The following is a 13,188-nucleotide window of genomic DNA, read 5'->3' as shown; positions in this document are numbered from 1 at the left end:
ACCATTTAATTTAATATTGTTTTGGCGGTTGTGGCGAAGTGGTTAACGCACCAGATTGTGGCTCTGGCACTCGTGGGTTCGATTCCCATCAATCGCCCCAAACAACATGCGGGTGTAGTTTAGTGGTAAAACCTCAGCCTTCCAAGCTGATGTCGTGGGTTCGATTCCCATCACCCGCTCCATTTTTATATTGTCATGGGCCTGTAGCTCAGCTGGTTAGAGCGCACGCCTGATAAGCGTGAGGTCGGTGGTTCGAGTCCACTCAGGCCCACCATGATGATTTTTCCACAGTAGCTCAGTGGTAGAGCTATCGGCTGTTAACCGATCGGTCGCAGGTTCGAATCCTGCCTGTGGAGCCATACGGAGAAGTACTCAAGTGGCTGAAGAGGCGCCCCTGCTAAGGGTGTAGGTCGTGTAAGCGGCGCGAGGGTTCAAATCCCTCCTTCTCCGCCATAAGGCCCGTTGGTCAAGCGGTTAAGACACCGCCCTTTCACGGCGGTAACACGGGTTCGAATCCCGTACGGGTCATTAAAAAACCTTGCATAGTATGCAAGGTTTTTTATTATGCGTTCATAGCGTAAATGGTAAAAGACAGGTATGTGGCAAAAGCGCTCCATAATAAATAAGGAACCAGAAGCCAGGCTGAAGCCTTACTGTATTTACCGGCAATGAGCAACAGAATGAGTGTTGTCACCGCCACAAGCAGGCAATCGATAGATGCAGCAAGCAAATTTTTCTGTGTGAATTGAAAATAGCTGAACCCTTGATTCACGATATAATTGATGAGAAGCATCACCCAAAAAGCCTTGGATTCTTTACATGAAAACTTTGCGTATATCAAGGCTAGTGAGAGCGAAATAAGCGCAAACAAAACCGCCCATATGATGCCGATCACTGATCTGCTCGGCGTCCAGTCAGGTTTTTGCAGCGCGTCGTACCATTCCCGGTCGATGGGAAAGAGAAACCCCGCTAAAGAAAACAAGACATATGTAATGATAAATACAATAATCGCACCGATATACTTCTTTTTCATTTGTTCCCTCCGCCATTCAATGTCAATACATTAGTTCCCTTTTTTGGAAATCTTAAACCTTTTAAAAGGTTCATGCACCATTAAGTGTATGAGTTTTCAGTGTGAAAATGCAGCAAACCATTTATTTGTATTCAAAAACCCCGGCAGGCCGGGGTTTTAATCAGCATGAAGATCGCCAAAGGTCGTCATTATTCCTTCTTCGTCCAGTTCCTGTTCATATTTTTCGTGTGCTTTGCTTGGATACACGGAAATGTTTTTTCCGGTAATATCTGTCGCGATAAAGTTTTCATAATCCTCAGCATAGCCGATGTTTTCTTCTGAGTTCATTGTCATATCCCCATAGCTGAGCGGCGGATCCTCTAAATCCTGAGGCGTTTCTGAGTTTCCGTATTCCTCAACATCCTGATAAGCATCTTCACTATCGTAAGCCGCCCGGATTGATTCATCATCATCAAATTCAAACTGTCCGAACGGTGTTTCCTCTTCAATCGGCCTGTCTTTGGAAACGGCATCCTGCGAGGAATATTCCGCCAATGTCGTAGCCGTCGGCAGAGCTTCGAGTCTGTCATAAGGAATGTCCTTGCCGCTGACTTCACATGTGCCGTATGTGCCGTTTTCAATTTGTTTCAGAGAGTAATCAATGTCGCGAAGGTGCTCCCGTTCATGGTCGAGCAGAGCCAGGTCTTTTTCCCGCTCGTATAATTCGGTCGCCTGATCGCCGGGATGATTGTCATAGGAAGACAATTCGCCGGATGACTGATACGGGAATTCATCAGTTAACTGAAATTGGTCATTTTCTTTAAAGCGGCTTAAAATATCATGTCTGGCTTCTTCCAATTCTTTTTTTAAGTGTGTAATCTGTTCGTTTGTAAGCACATCAATCCCTCGTTTCTATGTGATGCTTACTGTTAGTATGAACGCTTTTTCGCAGAAAAATGGTGGATAAAAATAGTCATTTTCCCATGAAGAAGTAAAAGGATACAGTGATTGCCGAGAGTGGGGAAAGAAAATTCAAGTTTGTTTCTTTATTCATTTGCGCAAAAAGGTTTATAATAAGAAATGCAGGCATTTTGTCGTGCTCAAATCTGTGTGTTTGACACAAAGTCATCACAGGTGTATTGTATTAAAAGCATTTAACGGATTATGGAGGAATGTCTCATGGTGACAACGGTGCAGCATACGTTCCGAGAGGAAGCAGATCATGCATTACATAAAGCCAAACAAGTCAACCATGCTGTCTTATTGAGCTATTCAAGACGTATTGCGTCTTTAGACCCTCTATCATTTTTCAAAGACGGAGCAAAAAAATATAAAGGCAAACGATTTTTTTGGTCAGAACCCGGTAGTGAATTAACAATAGTCGGTCTTGGCACAGAAGCGCTGTTCCAATCGAATGAAAAAAATGGAAAGCGTTATCACGACGTTTTTGAACAATGGGAGCGCTTTAAAAAGACGGCTTTTCATATTCATGAAGAAGAAGAGGCGGAGCATACCGCGGTCGGCCCTGTCTTATTCGGCGGTTTTTCATTTAATCCCGCTGAAGAGAGAGGAGACGAATGGAACGGGTTCGAAGAAGGACTGTTCTTTATCCCCTCACTCATGCTGACAAAGACGGCAGATGGTGATTATTTAACCGTCAATCAATGGGCGGCAGACGGTAATCAGGCAGAAGATACGCTGAAACGTCTGAAATCTTTTTCGGAAGCTTTTTCAGTTTCTTCAATCGAGTATGAAGAATATCCTGTTTTAACAAAAGCGGAAGAACTTGATGTGGAAAACTGGCTTGAAGCCATTAAAACAGCAACAAATGATATGAAAGCAAATCAATATGATAAAGTCGTGCTGGCAAGGGAAGTCGTTTTGTCATATGATGGGCCTATTCCGACAGAGAGCGTTGTCCGCAAGCTTTTGACGGACCAAACGACAAGCTATGTTTTTGCGATTGAGCAGGGAGATAAATGCTTTGTCGGCGCTTCACCGGAACGGCTGATCAAAAAATCCGGCAAAGACGTTATGTCCACCTGTCTGGCAGGTTCAATTAAGCGCGGAGAAAATCAACAAGAAGATGACCGTCTCGGCAAAGAGCTGCTGCATGACGAAAAAAATCTCGCGGAACATGATTTTGTGGTTCAGATGATACACGATTCTTTCTTGTCGAGCTGCAGCGATGTGAAAAAGCCTGCAGGTCCGCAATTATATAAAACAAAAAGTGTTCAGCATCTATATACACCGATCACAGGCCATCTTAAAACGTCCGCTTCGCTGTTTGATTTAATTAAAAAGCTGCATCCCACACCGGCATTGGGCGGAGCTCCCCAGCAGAAAGCTGTTGAAGTTATCGCTGATATTGAACCGATGACACGCGGATGGTATGCGGCTCCGATCGGCTGGATGGACGGCAGGGAAAACGGAGAATTTGTCGTGGCTATCCGATCAGGGCTGATTGAAGGCAAAAATGCGCGGCTTTTCGCAGGCTGCGGCATTGTTGAAGATTCAGATCCGCAATCAGAATATGAAGAAACACAAATTAAACTAAAGCCGATGATCTCTGCTTTAGGAGGTGAAAGGCTTTGACAAACCCGATTACACATTATATCGGAAGCTTTATTGATGAATTCGCTCTATCGGGTGTCACCGACGCAGTTGTTTGCCCGGGGTCGAGGTCAACTCCCTTGGCGGTTTTGGCGGCGGCCCACCCGGATATTCAAGTCCATATACAGATTGATGAACGATCCGCAGGTTTTTTCGCGCTCGGTCTTGCAAAAGCCCGCCAGCGTCCGGTCATGCTGATTTGTACGTCAGGAACGGCAGCGGCTAACTTCTATCCGGCCGTGATTGAAGCTCATTATTCAAGAGTGCCTCTTATTGTCCTGACTGCTGATCGGCCTCATGAATTGAGGGAAGTGGGGGCGCCTCAGGCGATTAACCAGCATTTTCTGTTCGGTAACTTTGTTAAGTTTTTCACAGACTCGGCTCTGCCTGAAGAAAATCCTCAAATGCTGAGCTATATCAGAACATTGGCCGGCAGAGCCGTGAGTGAAGCCGGGAAGCGCCCGATGGGGCCAGTCCATATCAATGTGCCGCTCAGAGAGCCTTTGATGCCGGATTTATCAGCCGGACCTTTTGAAAGAATGAGAAAGGGGCGGCACGTCTCAGTCACAACAGGGATTCAGTCAGCTGATCAAGGTTCTCTCTGTCATATTACAGAGCGTCTTGCGGGGACCGAAAGAGGTATGATCGTTTGCGGCGAAATTCACGGTGAAGCAGAAAAGCAGCAAATCATCGCGCTTGCCGAGATGCTTCAGTTTCCGATTTTAGCTGACCCGCTTTCAAACCTCCGAAACGGGGAGCATGATAAGACGCTGATTATTGATGCTTATGACTCGTTTTTAAAAGATGAAGAAATAAAAGAGGCGCTTCGCCCGGACGCTGTGATCCGCTTCGGCCCGATGCCGGTTTCCAAACCGCTCTTTTTATGGCTCAGAGATGATCCTGCCATTGAGCAGTTTATCGTCGATGAAGACGGAGGATGGAGAGATCCCACCCAGGCCGGCGCGCATATGATTCATTGCCATCCGTCTGTGTTTTTGGAAGCGGTCCGTTCAGCTGAAACCGGAAAACGGCCGTCCGGATGGCTTGAGAAATGGCAGTTTGTCAATGAGCGGTTCCGGAGTCATTTACAGGCCGCGAGCATGGATGATTTATCATTTGAAGGAAATGTATATCGTCAGCTTCAGCACCTTGTCCCTGAAGGCAGTTCGATTTTTGTCGGAAACAGCATGCCGATTCGCGACGTGGATACGTTCTTTGAAAAACAAGATCGTTCCTTCCGTGTTTATGCAAACCGCGGCGCTAACGGCATTGACGGAGTTGTCTCCTCGGCTATGGGACTGTGTGAGGGTACAAAAGCTCCTGTCACGCTTGTAATTGGAGATTTATCGTTTTACCATGATTTAAACGGGCTGTTAGCGGCTAAAAAACTTGGAATTCCGCTTACGGTTATTTTAATAAACAATGATGGCGGCGGGATTTTCTCGTTTTTGCCGCAGGCATCTGATAAGACTCATTTTGAAGAACTGTTCGGTACGCCGACGGGCCTTGATTTCCGGCATGCCGCCGCACTGTACGGCGGGACGTATACTTGCCCTGAGACATGGGAAGCATTTAAGGATGCGTATCAGCCGCAGGCGGACAAGCCCGGACTTCATATAATCGAGCTGAAAACAGATCGGACATCAAGAGTTCAATTCCATCGCGATCTGCTGCAGGCCGCAGTGCGGGAAGTGAAAAAAGAATGGAAACTGTAACGGTTAAAACGGCCGACGGCGTGTGCTACCGGGCTGCTGATAGCGGTCACGAATTATCTGAAGCTATAGTTTGTCTGCATGGATTTACGGGCAGCAAAGAATCATGGATGTTTTTACGCGGCATGTTTCCCGGCGAACGAATGGTGATGATTGACTGCCTGGGTCACGGGGAGACAGACGCGCCTGTGCAAGCGGCAAGGTACAGTGCGAGCCGGCAGGTTGCGGACCTTGCCGCCGTTTTTGATCAATTAAAACTTCACAAAGTGAAACTTATTGGTTATTCTATGGGGGGAAGACTTGCGTATTCCTTTGCACAGGCATTTCCGCATCGGGTGTCAGCGCTTGTTTTGGAAAGTACAACTCCGGGCCTCAGCACGCTTCAGGAACGCAAAAAGCGGATTCAGTCAGACCGGAAGCTTGCTGACTTTATATTGCGGGAAGGTATAACATCGTTTGTCGATTATTGGGAGGGCATTCCGTTGTTTGCCTCGCAGCTTTCTCTGCCGGACAGCGTAAAGGCATCCATCCGTGCCGGCAGGCTGAAAAATAATCCGTCCGGACTTGCAGGAAGCCTGCTCGGAATGGGGACGGGCTCACAGCCTTCCTGGTGGGAGGCATTACACCGCATCAAGGCGCCCGTCCTGCTCATATGCGGTGAATGGGATGAAAAGTTTTGCGCTATTAATCAAAAGGTGCATAACCTGCTCCCATCAAGTAAAATAGAGGTTGTCAAACAGGCGGGGCACACGGTACATGTGGAACAGCCGCGAATTTTTGGTAAGATAGTAAGTGAGTTTTTATACGGCTTGTAAAGCATAAAGAAAATAGCTTTTCGGCCGGACTCAGGCAAAAATGAAGGAGGTCATATCAATGGCTGCAGAATGGAAAAGTGAACGTCAGTACGATGAAATCCTGTACGAGACGTATAACGGTATTGCAAAAATAACAATTAACCGCCCGGAGGTACATAACGCATTTACTCCTAAGACGGTATCAGAAATGATTGACGCGTTTGCTCGTGCGCGTGATGACTCCAATATTGGTGTCATCGTTCTTGCGGGAGCGGGAGATAAAGCATTCTGTTCAGGCGGAGACCAAAAAGTCCGCGGTCACGGCGGATATGTCGGAGACGATCAGATCCCTCGTCTGAATGTGCTTGATCTTCAGCGTTTGATCCGCGTGATTCCTAAACCGGTCGTAGCGATGGTATCAGGCTATGCCATCGGCGGAGGACATGTGCTTCATATCGTCTGTGATTTAACGATTGCGGCCGATAACGCGATTTTCGGCCAAACCGGACCGAAAGTGGGAAGCTTTGATGCCGGTTACGGCTCAGGTTACCTGGCGCGTATCGTCGGACATAAAAAAGCCCGTGAAATCTGGTACCTGTGCCGTCAATACAACGCGCAGGAAGCGCTCGACATGGGGCTTGTCAATACGGTTGTCCCATTAGAGAAACTTGAAGAGGAAACAATTAAATGGTGTGAAGAAATGCTTGAGAAAAGCCCTACAGCCCTTCGTTTCCTTAAAGCGGCATTTAACGCAGATACAGACGGCCTCGCCGGAATTCAGCAATTTGCAGGAGATGCAACGCTTCTTTATTACACGACTGACGAAGCGAAAGAAGGCCGTGATTCCTTTAAAGAGAAACGCAGTCCCGATTTCGGTCAGTTCCCTCGTTTTCCGTGATCAGATGACACTACGAAACAGCTTGAGCCGCTCTGGTCCAAGCTGTTTTCTTTTCAAAAAAAGTACTTTTACCTCGGAGATGATAACATGCTGACAGAACAGCCGAATTGGCTCATTCAAAGGGCTCAGCTGACACCAGAGAGAATCGCTCTCATATTTGAAAACAAACAGATGACATTCAGAGAATTATATCATGCTTCTAAACAAATGGCCGCGCGGCTGTCCAAATACTGCTCGCTTAAAAAAGGAGACCGCGCTGCGATTTTGCTTTCTAACAGACCGGAAATGGTTTATGCCGTTCACGCCTGTTTCTTATTAGGGGCGGAAGCTGTGCTGTTGAATACGAAGCTCTCAAAACAGGAACGGATGTTTCAGCTCGAAGATTCACAGGCTAAGCTTTTATTGACAGAGGACGGTTTTTGCCGTGAAGAATATGAATATGCGGTCGCCGCCGCGGACGTGGACGAGCTGCAGGCCAAAGCCGCGGGAGACATTGAACCTGAAGCTTATGTAACGCTTGATGATACGGCGACTCTTATGTATACATCAGGAACAACGGGAAGGCCGAAGGGGGTGCAGCAGACGTTCGGTAATCATTATTCCAGCGCTGTATCGTCTGCGCTGAATCTGGGGGTCACGGAGCGGGACCGCTGGCTTATTGCGCTGCCGCTGTTTCATATCAGCGGTCTGTCTGCGCTGTTTAAGTCGGTCATTTACGGCATGCCTGTCGTGCTTCATCAAAAATTTTCTGTCACTGATGTGCTGGACAGCATCAGCTCCCATCAGGTCACGATCATTTCAGCGGTGCAGACCATGCTTTCGGGCCTGCTTGCGGAAACTGAACAATGTCCTGAATCACTGCGCTGCATTTTGCTTGGCGGGGGTCCTGCACCGCTGCCGCTCCTTGAAGAATGCCGCAGGAAACAATTTCCGGTATTCCAATCTTACGGCTTGACTGAAACATGCTCACAGATTGTCACGCTTTCTCCGGAATTCAGTATGGACAAGCTCGGCTCGGCCGGTAAACCGCTGTTTTCATGCGAAATTAGAATTGAAAAAGACGGAAACCCTTGTGTGCCGTTTGAACACGGTGAAATTACGGTGAAAGGCCCGAATGTAATGAAAGGGTATTACCATCGTGACGACGCAAACCAGGCCGCTTTTCATAATGGATGGTTTAAAACGGGCGATCTTGGCTATTTGGATGATGAAGGGTTTTTATACGTGCTGGACAGGCGGTCGGACCTCATTATTTCAGGCGGAGAGAACATCTACCCGGCAGAAGTGGAAGCGGCGCTGCTTGCCCATCCGGCTGTAGCGGAGGCCGGTGTTTCGGGAGCCGAAGATCCGAAGTGGGGGAAAGTGCCGCATGCTTTTCTCGTGCTGACTTCTTCTGTCAGTTCTGAGGAGCTGACCGCCTTTTGCCGTGAGCGGCTTGCAAAATATAAAATACCGGCTGCTTTTTTCGAGGTTGACGGGCTCCCGCGGAACGCGTCCAATAAACTGATGAGGCATCGGCTGAATGAGCTTCGTAAAGGAGAATTGTCATGATTAAGATTGAAAAAATCACCCTTTATCATGTAAGTATGAGGCTGAAAAAACCGTTTAAAACAAGTATTGAAACGCTGCAGGACCGTAAATTTTTGATCGTGGAAGCGATCGATGAAACCGGGAGAACCGGCTGGGGGGAGGTATCGGCGTTTTCTTCTCCGTGGTATACAGAAGAAACGATTCAGACATGTGCGCATATGCTGAGAGATTTTTTCATCCCGAATGTCGTAGGCCGCGAGTTTTTCCATCCGTCAGAAGTGCCTGACAGTCTCGCGCGTTTCAAAGGAAACCGCATGGCAAAAGCGGGGCTTGAATCTGCCGTGTGGGATCTATATGCCAAGAAAAAGGGGATATCTCTCGCAGAAGCCTTAGGGGGCAAAAGAGATAAAGTGCCCGCCGGCGTGGCGGTGGGTCTGGCTTCGGCTGATGAGATGCTTCGGGAAATTGAGCAATACGTAAAAGAAGGTTATCAACGTATAAAAATAAAAATTCAGCCCGGCCATGACGTTGATCTGGTCAGAGCCATCCGCAGCCGTTTTCCGAACGTACCGCTGATGGCGGATGCCAACTCGGCATATGAACTGAAAGACATCAGCAGGCTGAAAGAGTTGGATGAATTCCAGCTCATGATGATAGAACAGCCGCTTCAGGCAGATGATATTGTCGATCACCGCCACCTGCAGAAACACTTGAGAACCGCGGTATGCCTTGATGAAAGCATATGCTCATATGATGACGCAAGGCGGGCGATTGAGCTTGGGAGCTGTAAAATCATTAACATAAAACCAGCGCGTGTAGGAGGCCTGACAGAGGCTTTAAAAATACATGACTTATGCAGAGAGCATCACATGCCGGTTTGGTGCGGCGGAATGTTTGAAACCGGCATTTCGAGAGCGCAGACAGTCGCGCTCGCTTCTCTGCCGCAATTTACGATACCGGGTGACATTTCCTCATCAGACCGATACTGGGAGGAGGATATTGTCACTCCCGATATCCGTATCGAAGAGGGGTTCATCTCTGTTCCGGACGGTCCCGGACTGGGTGTCGAAGTCAATCAGGAAATAATGAGAAAATACGTCACCCAAATGGACGTTTTTACGACAAACAACTGATAAAAAGACATTTCAGCGAGTTGAGCTGCCTGTATGCTGCTGTTATATTGAAATTGTTCATCATCACCCCTTCCCCAGTTTGAACCGGCTGTATCAGCCGGTTTTTTTAATAGGCGAATGCGATGATTTTTTTATTCTTCAAACAGCGCGCAGGTGTTGCTTTCTGGCTTGGGCCAAGATGTACATCTTGAAAAAAATTCTGTGCTTGTCATGAATGCGATACTGATTGTACCGCCTGCAGCCTATATTTGCCGACGAACCGCCTTTCTGCCATGCTTCTCATCCGCGCGATTTTCTCCGGCTCAGGGGCTGATTTCAAAAAGGCTTGCGGCGCGGAAATGAAAAAGAGCTGTATAAAACAGCTCTTTTCTTTTATAAATCATGCGGTTTAAAGGTTTTGCAATCCGTTTCTTCACTTTTTTCAGCGGTTTCGCCTGTATGGCTGACCACATATATAGCGTCGGCCGTGCATTTGTTTCCTCTGCCCCAATATGAACAGTTATTGACTTCACACAGAATTTTTTGGTCCATGCTGGCTCCCCTCCAAGATAAAAGGTACGCCATTAGTATGAGCCGCCCTGATTTTTGTTATTCCTCCTGGCGGATATAACGTCTGTCTTTCATAAAGAGCTTCCAGAAGAAATAAAACCCGGGAAACAAAATGATGAAAGCGACGATATACGTCATAAACAGCGCCCTGAAGGTTGCCGGCTCCGTAAATCCTGACATGACCGTAATATCCGGATAAATCATATAAGGAAGGTGCGCCCGTCCGTATGCATAGCTTGCCAGAAAGTATTGAAGCGCAATGGCGATCATGGCGATTCTCGGTTTGCCGAGGTTGCGGCCGAAGCGCTTATTCGGCAAAAACAGAGCCGCGCCGGCAATGATAAATGTAATGACAGACAGAATGAGCCATGTCTTGTCTTTCATCATGCCCGTATACAGCCAGCCGGCTTCAGAGCGTAATGTCAGCATAATGAAGAAGGCAAAAAGAAGCGACAGCGGCCCTGTTATTAAAGAGCTCCGTCTGTAGATGCGGTACGCATGCTCCTCTTCCGCAACATTTGAAAAATCGGCCAGAAGCAGTGAAGATAAAAATAAAGTGCTTAAAATGGCAAAGCCGATAAACGCATACGCATTAAGGCTTGTAAAGACATTTGCCAAATTCAGGTGATACACGCCGCCCGTCTTATCAATAAATCCTCCGTGTGTGACCGGAAGGACCAAAATCAGCACAGCGGGAATAATGAAGCCCGAAATTCCGGAGATATATCTCATGATTTTTCTTTCCTTCGCCGTATTGGAGAAGACGAGAAAGCCGCTGCGGATGGCTAAAAGCAGCAAAATAATACTCCCCGGGATCAATAAAACGGTTCCCAGCACGAAGGTTGCCCCTGGAAAGAAGCTGAATAGGGCGACAACGATTGCGACGATAAAGACGTTGGTCACTTCCCATGTCGGGGACAAATAACGGTTGGCGATGTTTGTCGCCTTTGTTTGTTCTTTATTTAAATAAATCATAGACCAAAAGCCGGCTCCGAAGTCCATCGTTGCCATGACCGCGTAGATAAACACGAAGCCCCATACGATTGATATCGCAATGAGAGCATCCATGGTAATGTCCATTTCAATTCAGCCCTTTCTATTGTTAGGATTCCGCCGCTTTTACATCCTCCTCAACGGGATGTTTGCGGAAATAATAAAGCAGCACATAAATGACTGCGGCTGCCAAAATGGCGTAAACGACCGTAAACAGGATGAACAGCAAACCGATTGAACCGGTTGTCGTGACGACATCTGACGTTTTCAAGAGATGGTAAATCACCCATGGCTGCCGCCCCGTACAAGCGAATATCCACCCGAATTCAATTCCGATCAGACTAAGCGGTCCTGCGGTTAAAAATAAAATCAAAAGCCAAGTCGGAAAGCTGTCTTTCTTTAAAATTTTTCTCCACACGATGCCGATGATTGAGTACAAAATGAGCAGCATTCCGATGCCGACCATTCCGTTAAACAGTGTATGGATGAATAAAGGCGGCCACTCGTCTTTCGGAAACGCGTTCAATCCTTTGACGACGGTATCAAAGCTGTTTGCAGCCAAAAAGCTTAAAGCCCATGGCACTTCTATCGCCCATTTTACTTTTTCTTCTTTTGCATCAGTAAAACCTCCGATCGCAAGCGGAGCGTGTGATCTAGTTTCAAACAGCCCTTCTGCGCCCGCAAGCTTCTCAGGCTGGTATTCGTAAAGAAGCTGGGCTGACTCGTGACCGTTTAAAGAGGCAATAATGGAGAATATCCCGCCGATCGTTAAGGCGAGCAGCAGCGCTTTTCGGTGAAAGCGGTATACCTGCTCCTGTTTTCTCGTTCTCAGCATTTTATAAGCCGCAACTGACGCAACGATAAATGCACCGGTCATGAAAGCCGTCAGTACGACATGGCCCGCGGTGGTGAAAAAGCTTGGATTAAAAAACGCTGCCCAAGGTTCGACGTCAGTGATTTTGCCGTTTAAAATTTTAAAGCCGGCCGGCGTTCCTTCAAATGCGTGTACATTTGTGATTAAGACGGCGGATGCCGCGGCGCCGATCAAAACGAAAATAACGGCAATGATGCGCATAGCCGGAGTCAGCCGGTCAGCGGCGTAGACATAAATGGACATAAACAGCGCTTCGATAAAGAAAGCATAAATTTCAATCTGAAACGGGAGGGACATCACCCTGCCGATGACTTCCATGAATCCGGGCCACAAAAGGGCAAGCTGTGTACCCGCGATCGTTCCGGTCGGTATCGCCACGCCGAGCAGAACAGCCTGCGCCTTCGTCCACCTTTTCGCCATAATGGCATAATGCGGATCTTTTGTTTTTTGATAAATCAATTCAGCCATTAAAATCATCAGAGGCAAGCCGACACCAAGCGTCGCAAAAATAATATGAAAGCCCATGGTTGTCCCGAACAGGCTTCTGGCTAACACTAAATCATCCACGATCATAAACCGCCTTTCTAAATTACCGTTTTATGTAATGTGGTTATATTATTTGCTGAAGCGATTAGATTATTCTTCCGATTCCATATATGTGCAGGGTTTAGAAATCAAGGGATCGGGGCATATATGATTGACAAGCGGTTATTTAAGGTTTAAAATAAAACGTAATTATTACGATTTGAGAAAGGGAGATCAGCATGAAAAAAGATATTCATCCGGATAACCATCAAGTGATTTTTCAAGATGTGAACAGCGGCTATCGCTTTTTAAGCCATTCTACGAAAAAATCAGAGGAAACGGCAGAGTGGGAAGACGGAAAGACATACCCGCTGATTAAAGTAGAGGTCAGCTCAGATACGCATCCGTTTTATACAGGCCGCCAAAAATTCAACGAAAAAGGCGGGAGAGTCGAACAGTTCAACAAAAAATACAATATGGGGAAATAAGACAAGCCCAATGGGGCTTGTCTTATTTATTGAGCACTTTGTCATCCGTGCGGGGAGTGACGAAATG

12 protein-coding genes and 7 tRNA genes (1 of these 19 running past the window's edge) are annotated in these 13,188 nt (G+C 47.2%); 14 read left to right on the top strand and 5 right to left on the bottom strand.

Annotated elements, in window-relative coordinates; all coding sequences use genetic code 11:
- From MY7_RS12855 to MY7_RS12825, 7 genes are all read left to right on the top strand, one after another.
- Positions 1 to 4 (top strand) — tRNA-Phe (locus MY7_RS12855); it begins 72 nt to the left of the window's first position.
- 20 nt (positions 5 to 24) lie between these two features.
- Positions 25 to 100: transfer RNA gene (locus MY7_RS12850), tRNA-His, on the top strand.
- Positions 101 to 108: 8 nt separating this feature from the next.
- A tRNA-Gly gene (locus MY7_RS12845) sits at positions 109 to 182 on the top strand.
- Positions 183 to 197: 15 nt separating this feature from the next.
- Positions 198 to 274 (top strand) — tRNA-Ile (locus MY7_RS12840).
- A 10-nt stretch (positions 275 to 284) separates the two neighbouring features.
- Positions 285 to 359, top strand: a tRNA-Asn gene (locus MY7_RS12835).
- A 3-nt stretch (positions 360 to 362) separates the two neighbouring features.
- Positions 363 to 453: transfer RNA gene (locus MY7_RS12830), tRNA-Ser, on the top strand.
- 3 nt (positions 454 to 456) lie between these two features.
- A tRNA-Glu gene (locus tag MY7_RS12825) sits at positions 457 to 528 on the top strand.
- A gap of 34 nt (positions 529 to 562) precedes the next feature.
- Here MY7_RS12825 and MY7_RS12820 read toward each other — a convergent pair.
- Positions 563 to 1,033 (bottom strand): TspO/MBR family protein, encoded by a 471-nt coding sequence (locus MY7_RS12820; protein ID WP_007613314.1) that lies wholly within the window; start codon positions 1,031 to 1,033, stop codon positions 563 to 565.
- 156 nt (positions 1,034 to 1,189) lie between these two features.
- The gene (locus tag MY7_RS12815; protein WP_007613312.1) at positions 1,190 to 1,909 is read right to left on the bottom strand and encodes a TraR/DksA C4-type zinc finger protein; all 720 of its coding nucleotides are present in this window, start codon (positions 1,907 to 1,909) and stop codon (positions 1,190 to 1,192) included.
- Positions 1,910 to 2,191: 282 nt separating this feature from the next.
- Here MY7_RS12815 and MY7_RS12810 point away from each other — a divergent pair, with 282 nt between their 5' ends.
- The 6 genes from MY7_RS12810 (at position 2,192) to menC (ending at position 9,692) form a co-directional block, all read left to right on the top strand.
- On the top strand, positions 2,192 to 3,607 hold the full coding sequence (locus MY7_RS12810) for an isochorismate synthase (protein ID WP_007613311.1): 1,416 nt from the start codon (positions 2,192 to 2,194) through the stop codon (positions 3,605 to 3,607).
- Positions 3,604 to 5,340 (top strand): 2-succinyl-5-enolpyruvyl-6-hydroxy-3-cyclohexene-1-carboxylic-acid synthase, encoded by a 1,737-nt coding sequence (menD, locus tag MY7_RS12805; RefSeq protein ID WP_007613310.1) that lies wholly within the window; start codon positions 3,604 to 3,606, stop codon positions 5,338 to 5,340. The genes MY7_RS12810 and menD overlap by 4 nt, the downstream gene beginning before the upstream one ends.
- Positions 5,328 to 6,152 carry a 2-succinyl-6-hydroxy-2,4-cyclohexadiene-1-carboxylate synthase gene (menH, locus tag MY7_RS12800; protein ID WP_007613308.1) on the top strand — a complete coding sequence of 275 codons (825 nt, stop codon included), beginning with the start codon at positions 5,328 to 5,330 and terminating at the stop codon, positions 6,150 to 6,152. The genes menD and menH overlap by 13 nt, the downstream gene beginning before the upstream one ends.
- Positions 6,153 to 6,210: 58 nt before the next feature.
- A complete protein-coding gene (menB, locus tag MY7_RS12795) occupies positions 6,211 to 7,029 on the top strand; it encodes a 1,4-dihydroxy-2-naphthoyl-CoA synthase (protein WP_007408846.1) in 819 nt (272 codons plus the stop codon).
- Positions 7,030 to 7,116: 87 nt separating this feature from the next.
- On the top strand, positions 7,117 to 8,580 hold the full coding sequence (locus MY7_RS12790; RefSeq protein WP_007613306.1) for an o-succinylbenzoate--CoA ligase: 1,464 nt from the start codon (positions 7,117 to 7,119) through the stop codon (positions 8,578 to 8,580).
- A complete protein-coding gene (gene menC / locus MY7_RS12785) occupies positions 8,577 to 9,692 on the top strand; it encodes an o-succinylbenzoate synthase (RefSeq protein ID WP_003152223.1) in 1,116 nt (371 codons plus the stop codon). The genes MY7_RS12790 and menC overlap by 4 nt, the downstream gene beginning before the upstream one ends.
- Before the next feature lie 372 nt (positions 9,693 to 10,064).
- Here menC and MY7_RS12780 read toward each other — a convergent pair whose 3' ends face one another.
- Genes MY7_RS12780 through MY7_RS12770 form a run of 3 tightly spaced genes read right to left on the bottom strand, consistent with a single transcriptional unit; the run spans position 10,065 to position 12,675 of the window.
- Complete coding sequence (locus MY7_RS12780; RefSeq protein ID WP_007408842.1) at positions 10,065 to 10,223, bottom strand: DUF1540 domain-containing protein; 159 nt, start codon at positions 10,221 to 10,223, stop codon at positions 10,065 to 10,067.
- 57 nt (positions 10,224 to 10,280) lie between these two features.
- Entirely contained in the window at positions 10,281 to 11,321 is a 1,041-nt protein-coding gene (locus MY7_RS12775) for a cytochrome d ubiquinol oxidase subunit II (RefSeq protein WP_007613303.1), read from the bottom strand.
- 22 nt (positions 11,322 to 11,343) lie between these two features.
- Positions 11,344 to 12,675, bottom strand: coding sequence for a cytochrome ubiquinol oxidase subunit I (locus MY7_RS12770; protein ID WP_003152226.1), 1,332 nt, complete (start codon positions 12,673 to 12,675; stop codon positions 11,344 to 11,346).
- 197 nt (positions 12,676 to 12,872) lie between these two features.
- On the opposite strand from MY7_RS12770, the gene MY7_RS12765 reads away from it, so the two are divergent.
- Positions 12,873 to 13,121, top strand: coding sequence for a type B 50S ribosomal protein L31 (locus MY7_RS12765; protein WP_007613295.1), 249 nt, complete (start codon positions 12,873 to 12,875; stop codon positions 13,119 to 13,121).
- The last annotated feature ends 67 nt before the right edge of the window (positions 13,122 to 13,188 follow it).

The organism is Bacillus sp. 5B6 (assembly GCF_000259405.1).
In the GTDB taxonomy this organism is placed as follows: domain Bacteria; phylum Bacillota; class Bacilli; order Bacillales; family Bacillaceae; genus Bacillus; species Bacillus velezensis.
This window is presented reverse-complemented; position numbering and strand designations above follow the sequence as displayed.